Origin of the sequence: Chitinophaga sedimenti (assembly GCF_023156195.1) — a bacterium.
Lineage (GTDB): Bacteria > Bacteroidota > Bacteroidia > Chitinophagales > Chitinophagaceae > Chitinophaga > Chitinophaga sedimenti.
In genome coordinates, this window is record NZ_JAKUKA010000001.1 from 1,665,945 (window position 1) to 1,687,038 (window position 21,094).

24 protein-coding genes and 2 pseudogenes are annotated in these 21,094 nt (G+C 49.9%); 13 read left to right on the forward strand and 13 right to left on the reverse strand.

Annotated features, from left to right (window positions below):
* Positions 1 to 16 precede the first annotated feature (16 nt).
* On the forward strand, positions 17 to 958 hold the full coding sequence (locus MKQ70_RS09430; RefSeq protein WP_248070185.1) for an HYR-like domain-containing protein: 942 nt from the start codon (positions 17 to 19) through the stop codon (positions 956 to 958).
* A gap of 35 nt (positions 959 to 993) precedes the next feature.
* Positions 994 to 3,372, forward strand: coding sequence for a T9SS type B sorting domain-containing protein (locus tag MKQ70_RS09435; RefSeq protein WP_248070186.1), 2,379 nt, complete (start codon positions 994 to 996; stop codon positions 3,370 to 3,372).
* 92 nt (positions 3,373 to 3,464) lie between these two features.
* Here MKQ70_RS09435 and MKQ70_RS09440 read toward each other — a convergent pair whose 3' ends face one another.
* The 3 genes and pseudogenes from MKQ70_RS09440 to serA form a co-directional block, all read right to left on the reverse strand.
* Complete coding sequence (locus tag MKQ70_RS09440) at positions 3,465 to 3,977, reverse strand: transposase (RefSeq protein ID WP_248070188.1); 513 nt, start codon at positions 3,975 to 3,977, stop codon at positions 3,465 to 3,467.
* Between the two features lie 161 nt (positions 3,978 to 4,138).
* Positions 4,139 to 4,435: a Rossmann-fold NAD(P)-binding domain-containing protein gene (locus tag MKQ70_RS43235; RefSeq protein ID WP_443657917.1), complete on the reverse strand. Its 297-nt coding sequence runs from the start codon at positions 4,433 to 4,435 to the stop codon at positions 4,139 to 4,141.
* Between the two features lie 111 nt (positions 4,436 to 4,546).
* A pseudogene (gene serA / locus MKQ70_RS42100) lies at positions 4,547 to 5,376 on the reverse strand (phosphoglycerate dehydrogenase); the annotation flags it as partial.
* Positions 5,377 to 5,717: 341 nt separating this feature from the next.
* Between serA and MKQ70_RS09455 the strand changes: the two are divergent.
* Positions 5,718 to 6,854 carry a serine hydrolase domain-containing protein gene (locus MKQ70_RS09455; protein WP_248070193.1) on the forward strand — a complete coding sequence of 379 codons (1,137 nt, stop codon included), beginning with the start codon at positions 5,718 to 5,720 and terminating at the stop codon, positions 6,852 to 6,854.
* Here MKQ70_RS09455 and MKQ70_RS09460 read toward each other — a convergent pair whose 3' ends face one another.
* Positions 6,855 to 7,835: a cation diffusion facilitator family transporter gene (locus tag MKQ70_RS09460; RefSeq protein ID WP_248070195.1), complete on the reverse strand. Its 981-nt coding sequence runs from the start codon at positions 7,833 to 7,835 to the stop codon at positions 6,855 to 6,857.
* An 81-nt stretch (positions 7,836 to 7,916) separates the two neighbouring features.
* On the opposite strand from MKQ70_RS09460, the pseudogene MKQ70_RS09465 reads away from it, so the two are divergent.
* Positions 7,917 to 8,437: pseudogene (locus tag MKQ70_RS09465) on the forward strand (HEAT-like fold family protein).
* A gap of 54 nt (positions 8,438 to 8,491) precedes the next feature.
* On the opposite strand, the gene infC reads toward MKQ70_RS09465, so the two are convergent.
* From infC to MKQ70_RS41100, 8 genes are all read right to left on the reverse strand, one after another.
* Positions 8,492 to 9,178, reverse strand: a complete 687-nt coding sequence (infC, locus tag MKQ70_RS09475; RefSeq protein ID WP_308198978.1) for a translation initiation factor IF-3 — start codon at positions 9,176 to 9,178, stop codon at positions 8,492 to 8,494.
* Entirely contained in the window at positions 9,102 to 9,311 is a 210-nt protein-coding gene (locus MKQ70_RS41095; protein WP_308198979.1) for a translation initiation factor, read from the reverse strand. Before MKQ70_RS41095 ends, infC begins: the two co-directional genes overlap by 77 nt.
* 61 nt (positions 9,312 to 9,372) lie before the next feature.
* Positions 9,373 to 11,049 carry a threonine--tRNA ligase gene (gene thrS / locus MKQ70_RS09485; protein WP_248070200.1) on the reverse strand — a complete coding sequence of 559 codons (1,677 nt, stop codon included), beginning with the start codon at positions 11,047 to 11,049 and terminating at the stop codon, positions 9,373 to 9,375.
* The gene (locus tag MKQ70_RS09490) at positions 11,046 to 11,315 is read right to left on the reverse strand and encodes a TGS domain-containing protein (protein WP_248070202.1); all 270 of its coding nucleotides are present in this window, start codon (positions 11,313 to 11,315) and stop codon (positions 11,046 to 11,048) included. Before MKQ70_RS09490 ends, thrS begins: the two co-directional genes overlap by 4 nt.
* A gap of 70 nt (positions 11,316 to 11,385) precedes the next feature.
* Entirely contained in the window at positions 11,386 to 11,775 is a 390-nt protein-coding gene (locus tag MKQ70_RS09495; RefSeq protein WP_248070204.1) for a hypothetical protein, read from the reverse strand.
* A complete protein-coding gene (locus MKQ70_RS09500) occupies positions 11,750 to 12,385 on the reverse strand; it encodes a TonB-dependent receptor (protein ID WP_248070206.1) in 636 nt (211 codons plus the stop codon). Before MKQ70_RS09500 ends, MKQ70_RS09495 begins: the two co-directional genes overlap by 26 nt.
* Before the next feature lie 2 nt (positions 12,386 to 12,387).
* Complete coding sequence (locus MKQ70_RS09505) at positions 12,388 to 13,770, reverse strand: TonB-dependent receptor (protein ID WP_248070208.1); 1,383 nt, start codon at positions 13,768 to 13,770, stop codon at positions 12,388 to 12,390.
* Positions 13,771 to 13,823: 53 nt separating this feature from the next.
* Positions 13,824 to 14,510: a DUF3347 domain-containing protein gene (locus MKQ70_RS41100; RefSeq protein WP_248070210.1), complete on the reverse strand. Its 687-nt coding sequence runs from the start codon at positions 14,508 to 14,510 to the stop codon at positions 13,824 to 13,826.
* A 588-nt stretch (positions 14,511 to 15,098) separates the two neighbouring features.
* Between MKQ70_RS41100 and MKQ70_RS09515 the strand changes: the two genes are divergently transcribed.
* From MKQ70_RS09515 to MKQ70_RS09555, 9 genes are all read left to right on the forward strand, one after another.
* Entirely contained in the window at positions 15,099 to 15,362 is a 264-nt protein-coding gene (locus MKQ70_RS09515; protein ID WP_248081205.1) for a hypothetical protein, read from the forward strand.
* Positions 15,256 to 15,663, forward strand: coding sequence for an ATP-binding cassette domain-containing protein (locus MKQ70_RS09520; protein WP_248070212.1), 408 nt, complete (start codon positions 15,256 to 15,258; stop codon positions 15,661 to 15,663). The genes MKQ70_RS09515 and MKQ70_RS09520 overlap by 107 nt, the downstream gene beginning before the upstream one ends.
* Positions 15,657 to 16,055: an ATP-binding cassette domain-containing protein gene (locus MKQ70_RS09525; RefSeq protein WP_248070214.1), complete on the forward strand. Its 399-nt coding sequence runs from the start codon at positions 15,657 to 15,659 to the stop codon at positions 16,053 to 16,055. The genes MKQ70_RS09520 and MKQ70_RS09525 overlap by 7 nt, the downstream gene beginning before the upstream one ends.
* Positions 16,055 to 16,879, forward strand: coding sequence for an ATP-binding cassette domain-containing protein (locus MKQ70_RS09530; protein ID WP_248081208.1), 825 nt, complete (start codon positions 16,055 to 16,057; stop codon positions 16,877 to 16,879). Before MKQ70_RS09525 ends, MKQ70_RS09530 begins: the two co-directional genes overlap by 1 nt.
* Before the next feature lie 95 nt (positions 16,880 to 16,974).
* Entirely contained in the window at positions 16,975 to 17,661 is a 687-nt protein-coding gene (locus MKQ70_RS09535; RefSeq protein WP_248070216.1) for a response regulator transcription factor, read from the forward strand.
* Positions 17,658 to 18,032 carry a hypothetical protein gene (locus tag MKQ70_RS09540; protein WP_248070218.1) on the forward strand — a complete coding sequence of 125 codons (375 nt, stop codon included), beginning with the start codon at positions 17,658 to 17,660 and terminating at the stop codon, positions 18,030 to 18,032. The genes MKQ70_RS09535 and MKQ70_RS09540 overlap by 4 nt, the downstream gene beginning before the upstream one ends.
* A 32-nt stretch (positions 18,033 to 18,064) precedes the next feature.
* Positions 18,065 to 19,030 carry a HAMP domain-containing sensor histidine kinase gene (locus tag MKQ70_RS09545; RefSeq protein ID WP_248070220.1) on the forward strand — a complete coding sequence of 322 codons (966 nt, stop codon included), beginning with the start codon at positions 18,065 to 18,067 and terminating at the stop codon, positions 19,028 to 19,030.
* 102 nt (positions 19,031 to 19,132) lie between these two features.
* On the forward strand, positions 19,133 to 19,519 hold the full coding sequence (locus MKQ70_RS09550; protein ID WP_248070222.1) for a permuted SH3 domain-containing protein: 387 nt from the start codon (positions 19,133 to 19,135) through the stop codon (positions 19,517 to 19,519).
* A 50-nt stretch (positions 19,520 to 19,569) separates the two neighbouring features.
* A complete protein-coding gene (locus tag MKQ70_RS09555) occupies positions 19,570 to 19,761 on the forward strand; it encodes a hypothetical protein (RefSeq protein WP_248070224.1) in 192 nt (63 codons plus the stop codon).
* A gap of 139 nt (positions 19,762 to 19,900) precedes the next feature.
* Here the strand turns inward: MKQ70_RS09555 and MKQ70_RS09560 are convergent, their stop codons facing one another.
* Positions 19,901 to 21,016 carry a hypothetical protein gene (locus MKQ70_RS09560; RefSeq protein WP_248070226.1) on the reverse strand — a complete coding sequence of 372 codons (1,116 nt, stop codon included), beginning with the start codon at positions 21,014 to 21,016 and terminating at the stop codon, positions 19,901 to 19,903.
* Positions 21,017 to 21,094: the final 78 nt, after the last annotated feature.

Genomic DNA, 21,094 nt, shown 5'->3' on the forward strand with positions numbered 1-21,094 from the left:
CACCCAGACAATTACAGTGATCGACACAACAAGACCGGTGTTTAATGTGGCCATTCCTGCCAACGTTACAGTGGATTGTAATGCAGTGCCTGCTCAGCCGACACTGACCGCAACCGACAACTGCAGCCCGGATAAGGTAACAGTTACCATGAACGAGCAGCGTGTTAATCAGCCTGGCGCTTGTGCCAACAACTACCAGCTGATCCGCACCTGGACTGCCACCGACATCTGTGGTAATGTAACAGTGGCAACGCAAACCATTACCGTACAGGACACAACAAGGCCGGTATTTACAAGCGTCACTCCTGCCAATGTAACCGTGGAATGCGATGCTGTTCCTGCTCAGCCCGACCTGTCTGCGACAGACATCTGCAGCCCCGGTGGTGTAACGGTAACGAAAGCTGAACAACGCATCGACCAGCCTGGCGCTTGTGCGAACAACTACCAGTTGATCCGCACCTGGACCGCCACCGATGAATGTGGCAACAGCACCACCGTAACACAAACCATTACTGTTCAGGATATGACGAAACCAAGATTCACGATGGCTATTCCAAGGGATACTACTGTGAACTGTGACGCCATCCCTGTACAGCCGACGCTGACCGCTACCGACAACTGTAGCGCGCCTGCGAACTTAATAGTTACCATGAACCAGCAGCGCGTAGACATCGCCGGTGCATGTGACAACAACTACCGTTTGTTACGTACCTGGACGGCTACTGACGAATGTGGTAACTTTACTACTGCCCTGCAGATCGTAACCGTACAGGATACCACCAAACCGGTATTCACCACGCCGATACCTGCAGACGTGACAGTGAATTGCGGTGCAGTACCAACACAGCCTGACCTGGCAGCTTCCGACAACTGTTCGCCGCTCAACCGCGTAACGGTAGTGAAAACGAACAGCGCGAAGAAATCAGCAACGCTGTATGCGCTGGCACTTACCGCCTGATCCGTACATGGACCGCCCTCGACCAGTGTGGTAACATGACCGTCGCGAAACAGATCGTAACCGTACAGGATACAACAAGGCCGGTGTTTACTTCTCCGATTATGAGGGATACTACGGTGAACTGTAACGAAGTGCCAACATGGCCTGTAGTTACCGCCACCGATAACTGTAACCCGAATGGCGTAACGATCACCACCAGCCAGACCAAACAGTTCCTCAGTGCTACCTGCAGCAACAACTACAGGTTGATCCGCAGGTGGACCGCAAAAGACGAATGTGGTAACACCGCTATCATGCAACAGATTATTACTGTTCAGGATACGACAAGGCCAACATTCTCGATCGCTGCACCAAGAGATACCATGGTGAACTGTGAGGCAGTTCCTGCCCTCCCGGTTGTAACTGCTACCGACAACTGCAGCGTAAACAGTAAAGTGAAACTGACGCAGACACAGGTAAGGGAAAATATTCCGAACTCGTGCAACTACCGGTTGATCCGCACCTGGACCGCTACGGACGAATGCGGCAACTACAGTACCATGCGCCAGGTAATCACAATACAGGATACAACAAGGCCAGTAATCGCAGCAGCTCCGGCTAATGTCACCGTGACCTGCCAGCAACCGATACCGGCAGCACAGGTACTGCGCGCCACCGACAACTGTGACGCCAGCTTCCCGAAAAACGCGATCATGACAACCGATCCGTTCGTAGCGGATATCTGTAACGGTTACACCATCACCAGAAGGTGGAATGTGACAGACGCCTGCGGTAACAGAGCCGAAGAGCGCGTACAGGTAATCACGATCATGCCGTGTCCGAAACCACAGCTGAAACCGAGCCTGCCACGCAACTGTTCGAACGATCCGTTCTTCAACATTGAAACAGTAAGTCCTGTGACCAACCCGACTTACATCCTGGTAGGTGTTACTCCTTCCAACGCCGTAAGAACACCGTTGTCGCAGACCAGCAACCGCTTCAACCTGAACGGCGCAACATCTGCATCCTTCATAGTAAGAGACGGTGTGACAGGTTGTGCTTCCGACACCATGACTTACCAGCTGAATTACATCCAGACACCGGTTGTAAACCTCGGCAAAGACACCAGCATCTGCGGTGGCAACGGTATAGTCCTCGATGCGGGCGCCAACAACTATAACAACATGATCCTCTGGAGCACAGGCGCGACCACTCAGCGTATCAGTGTTCAACAGGCAGGTACTTACTGGGTGCAGGTGACCAACGGCAGCTGCGTAGCCAGGGATACGATCAAAGTGGCCCTGATTCCGATGCCGCTCATTAATCTGCCGGATACGACTATCTGTCGCGGCCAGTCTGTAAGACTGAATGCCACTGTAACCGGAGCCACTTATCTCTGGAGCACAGGCGCTACCACACCATCCATCAATGTAAGTACACAGGAGCGCTTCTGGGTACGTGTGATGAAAAACGGTTGCATCACCATTGATACGGTGAACGTAACGGTCAATCCTCCGCCAGACATCACCCTCCGATCAGATACCACTATCTGCCCGGGTCAGTCAGTGGTACTGTCTGTAAGCTCTAATGCAAGCCGCATCCAATGGGTTACCGGTGAAACAGGCAACTCCATTGTAGTGAGCAAAGCCGGTAACTACTGGGTAGCTGTAACCAGGGACCAATGCGTGGTAAGAGATACCGTGATGGTGAAAATGAGGCAGCCGGTTAAATTCGAACTTGGACCAGACAGGATCATCTGCCCTGACGGTCGCTTCACGATCGACGCCCGTACAGCCGATGCCGCCACTTATCTCTGGAACGATGGTGACCGCAGCCCGATCAAGTCGATCGACAGAGCCGGAACCTACATCCTGAGCATTATGGACAAGTACTGTTACGATGTGAAATCAGACAGCATCAAGGTAAGAGTAGCCGGTGCACCGAAAGTAAGCCTGGGTAACGACACCATGATCTGCCGTGGCCTGACTTACACCATCAAGCCGAAATTGCTCGAAGATGCCACACACATACGCTGGAGCAATGGCCAGACAGGTCCAAGCATCAATGTAACCGAACCAGGTACCTACACGGTAACGGCTTACAACGATTGCGGCAGCACCACTGATGAAATCGTGGTTGACTTCATGGAATGTGAAAGCAAACCTGATATTCCAAATGCCTTCTCTCCGAACGGCGACGGACGAAATGACATCTTCCGCCCGGTAGTGAGAGGCCCGATGTACGACTACGAATTGCGCATCTTCAACCGTTGGGGTCAGATCGTGTTCATGTCGAAAGACCTCCACAAGGGATGGGATGGCACCTTTAAAGGCAAACCAGTAGACAACTCCACTTTTGTTTGGTGGATGAGTTATAAAAAGGTTCAGAACGGACCAGTATTTATACTGAAAGGCGAAGTAACCGTGATTCGCTAACCTGGTAAACAAAAACAAAATCTTCAACGGTTCTTTCACGGAGAGGTCGCCAACAAGGCGGCCTCTCTTTTTATCCGCTCCGCTCCTATGTATTACTTCACCCAATCGCGGTAGTGGCTGAGCATCGTGAATTGATCTCTGCCGCTTTGGTAATAAAAGCTGGAGGAATAGGCATAATCCGCGGCCGTTCTGCAAAGCCGCCAGCGTGCCGCCAAGGGATTGTTGTGCATCAGCTGCAGGTATTGTAACATTTCGGGCATGCTGTTTACTTGCGTGGTCCTTGCCGGTAATTCCCATATGCATCCATCCTCATTTTCTAATGGCACCACCTCATCCAGCAATAGCGGTTGCTCGCATCGCAACAAGGCATACAGGGCCCGCCCCGCGGATGCCAGTAAGCTATCCAATGCCGGACCGGGCTTCAGTTGTTCTATTAAAAGATGGAAGTGATCGGGCATTATGACATACCCGTAAATACGCAGCTGCTTGCGATCGTATAAAGATTGCATGTACCGGATTAACACGTGCTTGTTCTGATCGGCTGCAAAGATGGGCTGCCCGTTACGGACAGCTACCGTACAATAGTAGATTTTTCTCGTTTTCATGTGGTTAACAAACGTTTCTCAAATTTATTCATTCTACTCCGGACTTCCTCCCATGAAATAGTCAGTTTCGCTATAACTCTCTTCCAGTTTCGCTACAAGTATAACGACAAAAGGAGCGCCCATGGCACTCCTCCCGTCATCTTATTATTTTAAAAAAAAGTCTAGTACAGCAACCGCGTTTTAATGGTATGCGGCACTTCCTTCAGCAGTGCAAACGCTTCCTGCGACAGTTCCGAATCTACGTCCAAAACAACGTAACCAATAGCTTCGTTCGTTTTCAGGTACTGGCCAAGGATATTGATTTTGTTCTGGGACAAAGCAGTGTTTATGGCGGACAGTACACCCGGTACGTTCGCATGCACATGAAGGATACGATGCGTATTTTCTACTGCCGGAATGCTGATGGCCGGGATGGTATGTGAACCAAAGCTTGCGCCTTTTTCCAGGTAGTTCAGCATTTTTGCGCTCACGTCCAACCCGATATTAAACTGCGCCTCTTCTGTGCTGCCACCAATGTGCGGGGTGAGGATAACGTTAGGCAGTTTCTGCAGCGGCGTGCTGAATGCTGCACCGTTTTTCTCAGGCTCAACCGGGAATACGTCGATCGCGGCGCCGGATAGTTGTCCGCTCACCAGTGCATCTTTCAGGTCTTCCAGGTTCACCACTTCGCCGCGGGCGTAGTTGATGAAGATCGCGCCCTTTTGGCATATTGCAGGATCTCTTTATCGATCATGTTTTCGGTGCGCTGTGTAGACGGCACGTGCAGGGTAATAATATCTGACTTACCGAAGAGTTCCTTCAGCTGACGTTCCTGTACAGCGTTACCCAGCGGTAGCTTGGTCTCTACATCATAATAGATCACGTTCATGCCCATCCCTTCGGCGAGCACGCTTACCTGGCTGCCGATGTTGCCATAGCCCACGATTCCCAGGGTTTTACCACGCAGCTCGAAGCTTCCGGTGGCTTCTTTCTTCCAGATACCTTCGTGAGCGGCAGCATTTTTGTCCGGGATGCGGCGGATCAACATAATAGAAAGGCCGATCACCAGTTCGGCAACGGATCTTGTATTGGAGTAAGGTGCGTTGAATACCGCGACCCCCGACTTGGTGGCAGTTTTCAGGTCTACCTGGTTGGTACCGATGCAGAAACAACCAATGCCCTGTAATTTGTTAGCCGCTGCAAGTACAGCCGGCGTTACCTGCGTTTTCGAGCGGATGCCCAGCAGGTGTACGTCCTTGATCTCGCGCACCAGTTCTTCCTCACTCAGCGCGCCTGTCAATCTTTTTACGTTTGCATAGCCGGCATCCTTAAACTCGTTGGCTGCTGCCTCGCTAATGTTCTCCAGGAGTAAAATGTTAATCTTTTCCTTCGGATAACTGGTTATTTTACGTTCACTCATATTGAAAGGGTATCTTAATTTCAAAACGTCCAAAGCGCAAACCTACCAGAGTTTGCCGACAAATCAAATACCGGCCGCCGCAAATTCGATTTTCTCAAAAAAACGGGGCGACTTGGCTCATTTTTTGAATAAAATTTAGGATTCATATCTTAAAAATCCCTTAAAAAGCGGCTTACGATAGAATTTTATTTGGCAAAAGCAACGTCAGCTACTATTTTTAAGGATTTTATAACTAAACTGACCTACAGTATTTTATTCTGATGAAGCGCAAGCATGCAGCAATTGTAGTTTTAGCCATGTCTTTACCTGCATTCGTCCTGTTCACAGGATGCAGTAACAGTGTGGCACACAGGAAAGAGGCAAACAGTGCAAGTAATACACACGAAAATATTTATACACTTGGACTTTCTGAAGCAGCGAAGGATTCCATCCGCAACCTGCCCGCCAACAAGCGGATCAGTCGCGACATGGCAGTTGTGTATGCCGATAAGTTGAAGCGAAGCGGGTTTAATGGCGCTATTCTCCTTGCCCGCAAAGGTGTGGTGCTGTATGAACAATATAACGGCTTTGAAGATCTCAAATCCCGTTCGCCACTGACCGACAGCTCCACTTTCCAGCTGGCGTCCGTGTCCAAAACGTTTACGGGCATGGCGGTGATGCACCTGGTAGAAAAGGGGCAACTTTCGCTGGAAGACAGCCTCCAACATTTCTTTCCCGACTTACCATATAAAGGTATTACGGTACGCATGCTGCTCAACCACCGCAGCGGCCTGCCCAACTATCTCTATTTCTGTGACAGCCTCTGGCCCGATCGCAATAAACTCATGACAAATGGCGATGTGATCGGCCTGATGGTAAAGCATCGTCCGCGTATTCAGCATTTGCCAAATACACATTTCCAGTACTGTAACACGAATTACCTGCTACTCGCCTCTATCGTAGAAAAGGTGACCAGCGAGCGTTTCCCGGAGTTCATGCAGAAAACGTTTTTCCAGCCGCTGGAGATGTATGATACTTATGTGAATGACGGTACCGGTCCCAAACGCATGCACCAGACGGTTAGCCACGACTTCCGCGGTCGTCCCGAGCCCGATGTGAACTTCGACGGTGTGGTGGGTGATAAAGGTGTATACAGCACCGTACGTGATATGCTGAAATGGGACCAGGGTTTGTATTCCGGTAAACTGTTCAGTGATGCCACTTTGCAGGAGGCCTTCCGTCCCTACAGCAATGAAAAGCCCGGCATACGCAATTATGGCTTAGGCTGGCGCCTGATGGTATATCCGGATAGCACGCATAAAATTATTTACCATAATGGCTGGTGGCATGGCAACAACACGGTATTCTATCGTTTTGTGCAGGATTCGACGACGCTGGTGATTCTTGGAAATCGTTACAACCGTAATATCTATCACGCCGTAAAACCGATCCGCGACTTGCTCGGGCATGGCGATGGAGAAGAAGCCGGCGCTGAATAATTACTCACCGTGCTTTCTATTGGGAAGGACATTACTGCGGCTCCATTCTATTTTTTCTATAAAAGGATGACTGCGTACCGGGCATTGCAATAACTGGCAACAGGGGCAGCTGGCCGGTACGCAGGGATCTGTATGAATAAAGAACTCCGTTTCCCCGTTCTTCAATTCCGCGTTAATTACCTCATCTACCACTTTCATTTCGGCGTGCGCCTGGCTGAGTTCCAGGTAATAAGGCATGGTTATATGACAATCGATATGATAGTTGCTGCCGTACTGTTGTACCCGCATGTTGTGTACGTCGATCCACATCGGGCGGCGGTGTTCGGATAATACACCGATTACTTTATCTACCACCTTCATATCTGTTTCATCCATTAAACCAGATATCGATTTGCGTAATAACCTGTAACCATTATAAAGGATGAAGCTGCCCATCACGGTCGATGTAGCCGGATCTATCCAGGTCCAGCCGGTGAAGTGTATCAGCAACAACGCCACGATTAACGCAACGGAACTGTATACATCTGTCATGATGTGTTGCCCGTTACCCGTAAGCGTAATCGAGCCGGCACGTTTGCCCGCGAACAACAAATATCTGCCTAAAATAAGATTGGCAATGGTAGTGCCGCCGGTGATCCAAACACCGTGGTCCACATCTTCTATAGGCACTGCTGTAAAGAAATACTGGATGGCTTTAAACAGGATAAGACAACCTGCAATAAAGATCATGGCGCCTTCGAAACCGATGGAGAAAAACTCTACCTTGCCGTGGCCATAGGGATGGTTTTCGTCGCGGGGTTTACTCGTAAGGTAAATACTGTAACTTGCAAAAGCACCCGCCACTACATTGATGATCGACTCCAGCGCGTCGGAAAGGATCGCTACGGAATGTGTCATAAAATAAGCGGTGAACTTCGCGATAGTCAATACGAAACTGACTACCAGCGATAACAGGATCACACGGAATTCTCTTTTAAGCAAAAGCTAACAGGTTTAGTTTGACAAATATCCAGCAAATACGCCGATTATCGTGCCGGATTTGTGAAAATTTAATCCACAGTTATGGAGTTACGCAGTGCCATACTCGAAGAACATTCTAAAGAACAAACCCTGAAGATCGCGGCCTGGATTGGCGGCGACAAAAAGCGTTTTGCATCATTGGTAGCACTTTTTCTACAGGATGAATACCGGGTGGTACAACGCGCCGCATGGTCACTCCGCCATGTAGCAGAAAAACATCCAGCGCTGCTCCTGCCGCATCTTGATGCCATTGTAGAACGGCTCGGTGACAAGGATATACCGGTGGCGGTTAAACGAAACGTTATGGCCGTACTGCAAGGGATTCCCATCCCCGAAAACCTGCACGGCCCGGTTATGAATTATTGCTTCGATTTTCTCAGGACCCGGCAGAAACGATTGCTGTGAAATCGTTCTGCATGGCTATTCTCGGGCAGCTTGCCCAATCTTACCCTGAAATCAAGAATGAAATCATACTGGTGATAGAAGACCTGCTGGAACAAGGGGCCAGTCCGGGTATCCGCTCCCGCGCCGGCAAAACGCTGAAGGCTTTGGGAAAATTATAAAAACAGAAAGCCCGGAACTGAACGCTCCGGGCTTTACTAACATTATTTGACCGCTTAGTTGCTGCCTTCTGTGTTCGATTCTGCAGAGGGCGTTTCTGTAGCGGGTTTGTTTTTGTACTGAATGTTGATCGGCGGACGGCCGGCAGGCGTGATCTGCGTAGTACCGGGCTGCTGGGCAGACGGGGCAACTGCAGGACGCTCAGGTCTCTCGATTCTTTCCGGGCGGTCCGTTCTTTCAGGACGCTCGGGCCTTGGAGGTCTTTCGGTTTTTTCAGGCTTTTCAGCTTTTTCGCCGGATTTCTTCTTCGCGCTTTTCGGAGCGAAGATGGCGATCATCCTTTTACCTTCCATGAGCGGCATACCTTCAAGGGCACCTACTTCTGCGAGGCGCTCCGCGAATTTCAGCAGGATCAGCTCACCACGTTCTTTAAACATGATGGCACGACCTTTAAACTGAACGTATGTCTTTACTTTATTACCTTCCTTGAGGAATTTCTCAGCATGTTTAGCTTTGAAGTCGAAGTCATGATCGTCCGTATTTGGCGTAAAGCGAATTTCTTTCACTTCGCTTTTATGCGCGTTGGCTTTCATTTCCTTTTCCTTCTTCTTCTTCTCGTAAAGGAATTTATTGTAATCGATGATTCTGCATACGGGTGGGGCCGCATTAGGGGAGATTTCCACGAGGTCTAAACCCCTGGTCATCTGCCATGCGCTGCGCATCTTCTGTACGATATACGCCAACCTCCACGTTGTCACCTACCAATCGAACTTCAGGAACGCGGATCATCCTGTTGGTGCGATGTTCTTGTTGTTGTTCTCTTCTGAAGTTAGGGCCTTTACCCCGGTTAAAATTTGGCTTTGGTCTTTGTTGCATTAAGAATAATAAAAATTACTAAAATTAAATTTTACTGATCGATACGTAAATTACAACTTTCTTATTCAAAAGGTTTACGATTTATCACCTCATCGCCGATCAAATCGATGAAATTTTTAATCTCCATGGTTCCCAGGTCACCTTTCGCCTGACGACGAACTGCCACCACATTATCGGCAGCTTCCTTCTCGCCCAGCACCAGCATGTATGGAATCTTGGCCAGCTCGGCTTCCCGGATTTTCTTACCGATTTTTTCAGCACGGTCGTCAATCTCAGCGCGAATTTCGGATTTTTTCAGCAATTCTGCCACTTTTTCCGCATAAGCCTGACTCTTGTCACTGATTGGCAGGATCTTCACCTGCGTTGGAGCCAGCCACAGCGGGAACTTACCGGCTACGTGCTCAATCAGTACCGCGATGAAACGCTCCAGCGAACCAAATGGCGCCCTGTGAATCATTACCGGGCGGTGTTTGGCGTTATCGGCGCCAATATATTCCAGTTCAAAACGCTCCGGCAGGTTGTAATCTACCTGGATGGTACCCAGCTGCCATTTACGGCCAAGGGCATCCTTTACCATGAAATCAAGTTTCGGGCCATAGAATGCAGCTTCGCCATATTCTACCACCGTTGGCAGTCCTTTTTCCTGTGCACTTTCTATAATTGCCTGCTCAGCCAGGTTCCAGTTCTCATCGCTGCCGATGTACTTGGAACGGTCGTCCTTATCCCTGAGTGAGATCTGCGCAGTGTAGTCGGTAAAGCTCAGGCTTTTGAAAACGTACAGAACGAGATCAATTACTTTGATAAATTCTTCCTTTACCTGGTCGGGACGGCAGAACAGGTGCGCATCGTCCTGGGTAAATCCGCGTACGCGGGTCAGGCCATGCAACTCACCGTGCTGCTCGTAACGGTAAACCGTACCGAACTCGGCGAAGCGAACCGGCAAATCTTTATAGGACTTCGGAGACGCTTTGTAAATTTCGCAGTGGTGCGGACAGTTCATCGGTTTCAGCAGAAACTCCTCACCTTCTTCGGGTGTAGAGATCGGCTGGAAGCTGTCTTTACCATATTTCTCGTAGTGGCCGGAAGTTACGTAGAGCTGCTTGCTGCCAATGTGCGGCGTTACTACAGGCAGGTAGCCGCTTTCCAATTGCGCCTTTTGCAGAAACTGCTGTAAACGCTCGCGGAGCATAGCGCCTTTCGGCAACCACAGCGGCAGGCCCAAACCAACTTTCTCGGAGAAAGTAAACAGCTCCAGTTCTTTGCCCAGTTTGCGGTGGTCACGTTTCTTCGCTTCCTCCAGCAACAACATGTGCTCATCCAGTTCTTTCTGACTTGGGAACGTAATACCGTAGATGCGGGTAAGCATCTTGTTGTTCTCATTCCCCTGCCAGTAAGCACCGGCAATATTTGTCAGCTTGATAGCCTTGATAAAGCTCGTATTCGGGATGTGCGGGCCTTTACACAGATCGGTGAAACCGCCCTGGGTATAGAAGGTGATAGAACCATCCTGCAGTTTGTTGATCAGCTCCAGTTTATAGGGATCGCCTTTTTCGGTAAAATACTGGATAGCGTCTGCTTTAGACACATCTTTGCGAACGTATACGCTGCTGGTTTTCGCCAGTTCGTTCATCTTTACTTCCAGCTTTTTCAGGTCTTCCTCTCCTATCTGGCGGTCGCCCAGGTCCACATCGTAATAAAAACCTCCGTTCTCACTCGCGGGACCGGCACCAAATTTCACTCCAGGAAACAGTGCTTCGGGGCCTCGGCCAATAAGTGGGCCGAAGAGTGCCACAACGTGGACTTGCCATCTTTATCGTTCCACGTGAGGAGCTGCAACGTACTATCCGTCGTAATCGGGCGCGTGGCGTCGATCACCTCGCCGTTTACATTGGCTGATAATACTTTGCGCGCAAGTCCTTCACTGATCGACTTGGCAACGTCCAGCGCGGTAACGCCTGGTTCATACTGTCTGACTGCTCCATCCGGGAGTGTAATGTTGATCATATTAGTCTAAGATCTTCTTTATAAAATGCTTGCGAAGTTAAGCATTTGGGTGGAAATTAACCAGCAGTCACTAAAACTTAAAGTTCCAGGTAGCTGAAGGTAGTACCGGAAACAGCGAAACCTTGCGGCCCTTCACTTCCAGGTTGCCGCCGGACACACTCCCCTTCTGGTAAAAATACATGAAATACGGGTTCATCCTGCTGTAGACATTATAGATGGAAAAAGCCCAGCTGCTGCCCTGCACACGGTCGTTGAAACGCTTTCTTTTCGGGGTATAAATCGCGGAAAGGTCTAACCGGTGATACGGCTCCATCCGGTAAGAGTTTAACTTACCCATCTCCTGCCGCAGCACCCCTTCCACGAAATAAAACTTCTCCGGCAATGTAGTCGTATTTCCGGAGCCAAAGATGAATACCCCCGAAAAGCTCCAGCGCTTACTGAGGTCGTACGTACCTATCACAGCCCAGGTCGTGCCGGCGGTCGTACTTCGCCGGGAACTTATCGCCGTCGTTCAGGTCAGGAAACTTACGCCAGGTCCAGGCCAGGGTATATCCCAGCCAGCCGGTGAACTTGCCGTTGTTTTTCTTGAGGAATAATTCTGCTCCGTAAGCCCAGCCCTTGCCGAATACGAAATCTTCCTCCGGGTCGGATATCGACGGTGTATAACCCTCGCGGTATTCAACCTGGTTTTGCATCCGCTTGTAATATGCCTCTACCGACGCTTCGTAGTCGTTATCGGCAAAGTTCCTGAAATAGCCGGCGGAGTATTGCCAGGCGATCTGCGGTTTTACGAGGTAGGTGCTGGGTACCCATATGTCCGTGGGCAATGATGATCCGGAATTGGTCACCGGGTGAATGAACTGGTTGTTCCTCGTCACCGATGCTTTTATGCTGTTATTGTCGTTCAGGGCATAACGTACGATCAGGCGCGGCTCCGGCCATCCGTATGCCCGCACGGGCACGCCTTTCCCCCAATACGTACTGTCCAGCTTGTTGCCATCCTCATCGCGCTCGAAAGCCGTGTACGGTCCAATCTGCTGAAAACCACTGTAACGTAACCCTATATTCACTTTTAATTGCGGACTGATGTCCCAGTCATCTGGATGTACAATGCTGCTTCATGGGCAAATTTCTTATACGTATTGTCCGGGTTAAAAGTCGTGCTGTCCTGCGCGCCGGAAATTGATGAGGGGCGAAAAACGTGGTAAATATAATTACCGCCAAATTTCAAGTGATGCTTTGCAGTTACATAGTAATCAAGATCCAGCTTGGCATTCAGGTCGCGTATGCCCGACTTCATGCGAATGTCGAAATCGCTCTGCCTGCCGGAGAACTCGAACTTGTAATCGTTATAAATCAGCGAAGTATTGGCGAACAGTTTTTGCGAAAACACGTGGTTCCAGCGCAGCGTGGCAGTAGCATTGCCCCATGGGATGTGGGCATTAAACGCGCGCTCTTTATTGTTGAAGGTGAAAACATCCTGCCCCATATATGCGCTGAGGTACAGGCGGTCTTTATCCGAGAATTTATAATTCGCTTTAGCATTCAGGTCATAGAAGTAATATCCGGATCCATAAAAATCGCTTTTGGGAGATATAAAGGGTTTTGTGAGCAGATCAACATAAGTTCTTCTACCAGAGAACATAAAAGAGGACTTATCCTTTTGTATAGGTCCCTGGATAGACAGCCGGGATGCAATGGCGCCTAAACCGCCTTCCACCTCGAAGCCCTGATTGTTACCCTCTTTCATGTTCACGTCTACCACCGATGATAAACGCCCACCGTAACTGGCCGGCATCCCGCCTTTGATGAGGGTTACATCCTTAATCGCGTCAGCATTGAAGATAGAAAAGAAGCCGAACAGGTGACCGGTATTGTATACAGGCGCCTCGTCCAGCAAAATCAAATTCTGGTCGGGGCCACCACCGCGCACATAGAAACCGGCATTCCCCTCACCCGCCGCCTGTACGCCGGGCATCATTTGCATCACCTTTAAAATGTCTACTTCACCCATTAATGCGGGCAACTTCTTCATGTCGGCAGTGGACATGGAAATACGTCCCATGTCGGTACTGCGGATGTTCTCATCTTTCCGTTTACTAGTCACCACCACCTCCTTCGCCTGTATGGCGCCGGTGCTTAATGCCAGGTTTTTTGTGAGGTTTTTGTCCGGGGTGAGCGCCGTTTCCTGTGGCGTATATCCAAGGAAGGAATATACCAGTGTGTAGTCACCGGCAGGTAACGTAAGGGAGTAAAAGCCGTACGCGTTGGTTTGCACGCCGGTAAGCGTGCCTTTCACCATTACGTTGGCGCCGGGTATAGATTCTCCATTGCGGGCATCGGTGATATAACCGCTGATAGTGAAGCGGGCAACGGCTTGTCCTACGGCCTGCAAAGCGGTCGCGGTCAGCAGCAACAGGGTGAGGAATAAAATGGGTGCCCTCCGGTTAAACATATTTCGGGATTAAAGCATGTGCCTCCGTACAATTAAATCGTGGGCGGCCAGCACTACTGGTACCGCAGCGTATCGGTAACAGACACGCAGCTGCCATTCATGCTTTCGCCATAGTACGGGTTATGAATCTCGGTGTTAGGGCTCAGCCAGTAAGCGCCTTCACCCAGGGCCATAGAGCAGTAAATGCGGTAAATGGTATCGCTTTTAAGGCCGGTGGCTTTCACCATGTCAAACAGCATATCGGTAACCATGTGATAAGCCGCACGCTTCTTTTCTATGTCGGTTTCGCCCAGCAGACCGGTCAGTTCGGCGCTGATGCCGCCGGAAGCGGAGGTGACGATCGAGTAAATATTGGAATCGGAACGCAATACGTCGGCTGGCAGACTGTCAATATGCCGTTTGAAATCGAGGGCCGCATCGTTCACCTTCATATCATCCGCCGCCACGAGGTGTTGCGTAAGCGTATAATAGCTGTTCATGGCAATTTTCAGTGAATCATAGAATACGGCCGGGTAAGGCGCCTGGTAAGCGGCCTGCCGGGACGTATCGCCCGCTTCTGCAGGCTTTGCCTGCTGCTGACAGGCTGCCAAAGTCGTCATCCCCGCTAACGCCATCATTCCGAATAATTTCAATCGCATTTCCTTACGTTTCGGACAAAGATATATAATAAATTTATTGATGAGACGCACGTTTTCCCGCTTCCCATCCCCTTCGTGTTGCCCTACCTGTACTTTTTCCACACCGTTAAACGGTTCCGGCGGTAGCACAACCCCAAAACTGTAGCAAGCGACCGTCATGTAGCCCCAATCGGGATTATTATTTAGCAGGGTAAACCCTATTTCAGGACTAGATCCTGTAAACCTTTATACGGATTAACAACAACAGGTGTAACCTTAATCCGGATTATTAACCTGGGTGTAAACCGATTTCAGGATAAGACCGGACAAGACCATCTTGTCTTTAATGCATCCTAGGTTCATCCTAGGTTCATCCTAGGTTCAAACTAGGTTCAACCTAGGTTCGTAAACCTACTTTGAACCTAATATTAACGAAGTATAAACGAAAGATCAACGAAGTATCTTCAAAAGATGGCTCAAGAGTGCACAAGGGGTGAAGGGAGCGTCGCAACGGCGGCTAAATAGGAAAGTTACTGCCTGCTCCCCCTTGCGATGCCATTTCTAAATAGTAACTTTGGGCGTTTTTTTAACTATACGACGATATTATGCTGTTAGCATTACAGGATGTAACCTTTGATTTTGGAGCCAGGACCATCGTTCGGGACGCCTCCTCGGCACATTGTGCCCGGCGACCGTGTTGGGCTCATTGGTATGAACGGTACCGGTAAATCCACTCTTCTCAGAATTATCAATGGCGAATACTCTATTTCCGGCGGTAGCCTGAATAAAGCAAAGGGGCTGTCCCTCGGCTTCTTTAACCAGGACCTGCTCAGTTTCGAGTCCGACGACTCCATCCACGGAAGTAGGGATGACCGCGTTTGGCGAAGCCCTGCAGGTAGAAAAAGACCTGGAACGCCTGGTAGCCGAAATGGAACACAACGAAAGCGAAGCAATTCTCAACGAATACAGCGATAAACTTCACCTGTTCGAAACCCTCGACGGGTATAATATGCGCAACAAGTCAGCCCAGGTGCTTGAAGGCCTCGGTTTCAGCACAGCCGACCTGGAGCGTCCGTACAACCAGTTCTCGGGTGGATGGCGCATGCGTGTACTGCTGGCCCGGCTCATCCTGCAGCACCCCGACGTGCTCATGCTCGATGAACCGACGAACCACCTTGACCTCCCTTCCATCGAATGGCTGGAAAGATACCTTTCCACTTACGACGGCGCTGTCATCATCGTATCGCACGACCGTTACTTCTGGACAAGATGGTGAACAAGATCGTGGAGCTGTACCAGCAGGAACTGCATCACTATGCCGGCAATTACTCGGATTACGAAGTGGAGAAAGACATGCGCCGCGAGTTGCAGCAGCGGGCCTACGAAAACCAGCAGGACTATATTCGCCAGCAGGAACGGTTCGTAGAGCGCTTTAAGGCAAAAGCCTCCAAGGCAGCACAGGCACAGAGTATTATGAAGCGCCTCGATAAAATCGAGCGCATCGAGCAGGTAGATGGTGGCCCGTCCAAAATTCGCATCAACTTTTCTGTAGATAAACAACCTGGTAAAATCCTGCTCACGCTGAGCGATGTATCCAAGAACTTCGGTCAGCTCGAGGTACTAAAAATACCAGTGCGGAAATTAACCGTGGTGACAAGATTGCACTGATCGGTGCCAACGGCAAAGGTAAATCGACCTTGCTGCGCATTATCGCAGGCTCTGAACCCATCAGCGGCGAACGTATTCCCGGCCACAACGTGGTAACAAGCTTCTACGCCCAACACCAGCTGGAATCACTTAACCTGGATTACGAGATCCTGGACGAGTTGAAAACAAGCGGTAGCGGCCGTAGTGAGGTAGAACTCCGCTCCCTCCTGGGCTGCTTCCTGTTTAACGGCGACGACGTGTTTAAGAAAATCCGCATCCTCTCCGGTGGCGAAAAAGCCCGTGTAGCGCTGGCGAAAACGATCATCAGCCAGGCCAACTTCATGCTGCTGGATGAGCCCACGAACCACCTGGACATGCTGTCCGTTCAAATGCTCATCGATGCATTGAACAAATACGAGGGTAGCTTTGTACTTGTATCGCACGACCGTTACTTTGTAAGCCAGACGGCTAACAAGATATGGGAGATCGTGAACGGCGAAATCAAAGAGTTTAAAGGCACTTACGCCGAGTGGGAAGAATTTAAACGCCGCCAGGCACAGCGCGAACAACAGGCGCAGCAGCAGGCGGCAGCGGAGAAAAAGGCGGCAGCAGCGGTGGAAACCAAAAAGAAGGAAGCAGCACCTGCCCCCGTTAAGGGCGCCGGCGCAATAGATAAAGATGCGCAGAAGGAACTGCAGAAGCAGCAGAAACAATTCTCGCAGATAGAGTCCCAGCTGGCTAGCCTCAACACCCGTAAGGCGAAGCTGGAAGGCGAAATGGGGGATCCCGGTACTTATGCGGACCCTAAAAGTTCAAATCCTGTGAGGAAGAGTATGCGCAGGTGACGAAGGAACTCGACCGGGTGAACCAGCAATATGAGAAGGTGTTTGACGCCATCATGGAGCTGGAAGCCAAACTTGGAAACTAGAATTTACGTTCTATGCAGAAAATACTGGTAGTCGAAGATGAAGTGAAGGTGGCCAACGCGGTAAAAAAAGGACTGGAGGAAAACGGGTTTGAAGTGGAAGTGGCATATGATGGGCGGATGGGTAAAAGCCTGGCCGCCAGCCACAACTACGACCTCGTAATCCTCGATCTGAATTTACCGCATGCCAACGGATACGAATTATGTGAAGTCATCCGCAGCCGCAACGCCAAGGTGCCTATCATTATGCTGACCGCCCTGGGCGGCCTGGATGATAAAATGCAGGCCTTTGACACGGGCGCAGACGACTACCTGGTAAAACCGTTCGACTTCCGCGAATTGCTGGCCCGTATCCGCGTGTTCCTGAAACGGGTGGGTACGGAAGTAACCACCGGCGCAGGCACCCGCCTGGTGATCGCCGACCTGGAAATAGACCGCGAGAAAAAAGATGTGGTACGCGCCGGTAAAAAGATCATGCTCACCGCCAAGGAATACCAGTTGCTGGAATTCCCGGCGCTCAATAAAGGCAAGGTGATCTCCAAACTCACCATCGCCGAAAAAGTGTGGGATATTGACTTTGATACGGGCACCAACGTGATTGAGGTATATGTTAACTTCCTCCGTAAAAAAATAGACAAAGACTTCGACACGAAACTGCTGCACACCAAAACCGGTATGGGGTATTACCTCGCGGAAGAATGAAGATAAAGTTTAAAATAGCGCTTTACTATACGGTTTCCGCGACCGTATTGCTCATTACATTCGCGACCCTCGCCTATTACTTTTCTGTAAAAGAACGCCGCCAGGAGTTCCAGGACCGGTTGGAATACCGTGCGCGGTCTATAGCCAGCGTGCTGGACGAAGGAGCCCGGCTGGAAACCAACCTGCTCAAACGATTAGAGAAAAACTCCTTCCAGGACCTTCACCAGGAAAGCATTCTGGTATACAACCACAACGACGATATCGTATACTCCAGCGAATCCGACACGGCGATTAAAATCCAGATCGGCTTACTGAGTTACATCCGCCGCACCGGTATTTATCACTTTGAAAAAATGATACAGAAACGGTAGGTATCTACCACAACAAAGGGAAAGAGCCCATCGTGGTCATTGTTTCCGCGCTGGATAAATATGGGCATAGTTACCTGGGTAGTCTCCGCCAGATATTATTGGTCGAGCTCGGAGTAGCCCTGGTATTGCTGGTGGGTATCGGTTACTTCTTCGCGCGTAACATGATGCAGCCGGTAAACAGGCTGGTGAAAGAAGTGAATACCATCAACGCGAACAACCTGCAGGATAATCGTGTAACCGTTACCGGTAAAGATGAAATAGCCTCCCTGGGTGCGAACTTCAACACTATGCTGCAGCGTCTCAGCAACTCGTTTGACCTGCAGAAAAGCTTTGTCAGCAACGCCTCACACGAGCTACGTACGCCGCTGGCTTCCATCATCAGCCAGTTACAAGTATCCTTATCGCGCGTGCGCAGCACCGATGACTATGTTCAAACCCTCAATTCTGTATTAGAAGATGCAGAAAACCTCTCCGACCTTACTAACGGCTTGTTGCAACTGGCGCAATCGGACATGAACCAGCAGGCATCACTGTTCCGGGAAGTGCGCATCGACGAGCTGCTGCTGGAACTACCTAACCTGATCAACCTTAAACAAAAAGGCGCCGGACGGGTAGATATCCAGTTCCCGGAAATACCCGACAACGAGGATATGGTGACCTGCAGCGGGAATGAAAGTCTGCTGAAAGTACTGTTTCTCAACCTCGTAGATAACGCCTGCAAATTCGCCACAGACAATACGGCCCGGGTAACGATCCACACCGAGCGGCAGCAGATCGTGATCAGGGTGAGCGATAACGGCATCGGTATCCCATCTGCCGAAATAGGAAAGATATTTGAACCCTTTTACCGGGCGCAGAACGCCGCTGCAGTGCGCGGACATGGCCTGGGCCTCTCTATCTGCAAAAGAATAATAGCCATCCACCACGGCCAGATCTTCGTGGAATCGACCACGGGACACGGCACTGTGTTTGAAGTACGCCTTCCCTCCCTGGCTTAAAAGCGTCCGCTCCCATTTTAATTTCTTTTTAATGCGGCTTAAAGGCTCCTTTAATCTGCATGTCGCAACTTTGTATCAGCAACGAAGCAAAGCACTCGGGACATGAATAAAACGTTTACATACGCACTGGCCGGATTGATGGGATTGACCCTGTGGAGCGGTTGTAAACAACGGGTAACGGACGAAACAGTAAAAACAACATTTGTGCTGAGCGATACGATGCTAAGAACGGTGACGATTGACACGGCGAAGATGGCGTTGGCTCCGGACCTGGCGGGTGCACTTCCCGCCATCCCGGCCTGCGCGGTGATTACAGACGGCGACCGCAGTTTTGTAATGGTGTTCCGCGATAAGTTTAACGTAGCACGGCGCGAGGTAAAAGTGGCCACAACGCAGGACGGAACGGCTTACATCCACGCAGGACTGCAGGCAGGCGAAAAAGTAGTGTCGCGTAACCAGGCGCAGATCTATGAAGCTTTGCGGCCGTAAAACAACCAACCTTTATTTTCTATTTTCTAATAACAATAAAATTTTGAGTCATGAAAAACAGGATGATGTATGCCCTGGGCGTACTCGCAATTGCTGCGCTGAGTGTAGGAACTGTAAACGCTCAAACAGCTAAACCGGCTAAAAAAGCGCCGACAGAAAACACACAGAAAAAAGAAGCAAAAACAGTAAAACACCATCATAAAAAAGCGATGGCTGAAAAGAAAGGGCCCGCTAAGAAATAGCAAAAGTTTTAGTTCGCATATAGGTTGATAGAATGACATGCAGACCGGTATAATGCGAACAGTGTAACTGCATTTACCGGTTTCATGCGCAATCACTCCGCCCCGCTAGTACAAGAATGAACGCGGGGCGGATTCTTTTTTACTTACGCTGTTCGAGCAGCTTTACTTTCTCCTCCAAAGCAACTCTTGCTTTGTGCTCCTCGATTAGATACAGTGTCAGCTCTTCTACCTTTTCAAGTAGTTTCTTATTCATCTCTCCCACGTCGTGCCCCTGGGCCGTTATTTCCGCGGCAGTCGGGATGCCCGGTAAATGTTTTTCCTTGGTAAGAAACTGCGACAACTCCGGCAAAGATGGGCGTACATGTGCGGGCTCGAATACATAATCAGGCCAGCCGGTGGATGTTACTCTTACCTTTTGTGCGGTGATGGTACCGGCTACGGCCAGTTTAGATTGTGGAGATCCGGTGCCTATGCCCACATTACTTGTCCCTTGCATAGACATTATAACATTGCCGGGTGAAGTGGTATTGAGATATAACGTAGTATTTGAGCCGCTTGAGCTTGATTCGATATCCAGGTAACCTTCGTTGCTGCCACGGATCCTGCCGCCATTGGCGCCACCGAAGACCGTCCAGTGGTTGTAGGCGTTGCCTAATATCGCGGATACGTTTTGATTACCCACTGTTGTTGTCGACACCACATGCAGGGGTGCTGAAGGCGAGCCCACACCAATGCCTACCATGCCGGCAAAGGTATTTTGATAGTTCACTTGTTTGGTGGGCGCAGCAAAGGTAGCAGGCAATTCATCCACCGCAGTCCAGTTGTCGAATGCCGTCGAAGCCAGATTAAAACCTGCTTCATATGCTTTTACATGGAAACGTTGAAAATATACTTTCGAATCAATATAAATCACAACTTTCCCATTTTCCGATGCCAGGTACAACGGGGGTGTAAAGCCCCCGGCACTGGACACCCTGCTATTGATGAAGCCATTATCATAAACATAGTAGGTAAGCATCAGGTTGATGGTTACGCCTTCTGTCTGACCCGCTCCGAGGGCGTTATAGGCATAGCCTTCGATAATTATCGTGGGCATATGCGAACTATTCTCAAAAGGGAAGTTCGTTTTAATTTTTACGCCATGTGTGGGTGCGAAGTTGGCATAATAGTCCAGAACATCCCTATAACTCTGGGCAGATGCGGACGACAAACAAAAGGCACTAACGCCCACCAGGAATAGCAATTTCTTTAGCATAGAGGGATAATTTAAGAATCGGGTTAAACATTAATACGCTGTGCCAAAGAAAAGGAAGAAAACCGATAAGCGGAAATC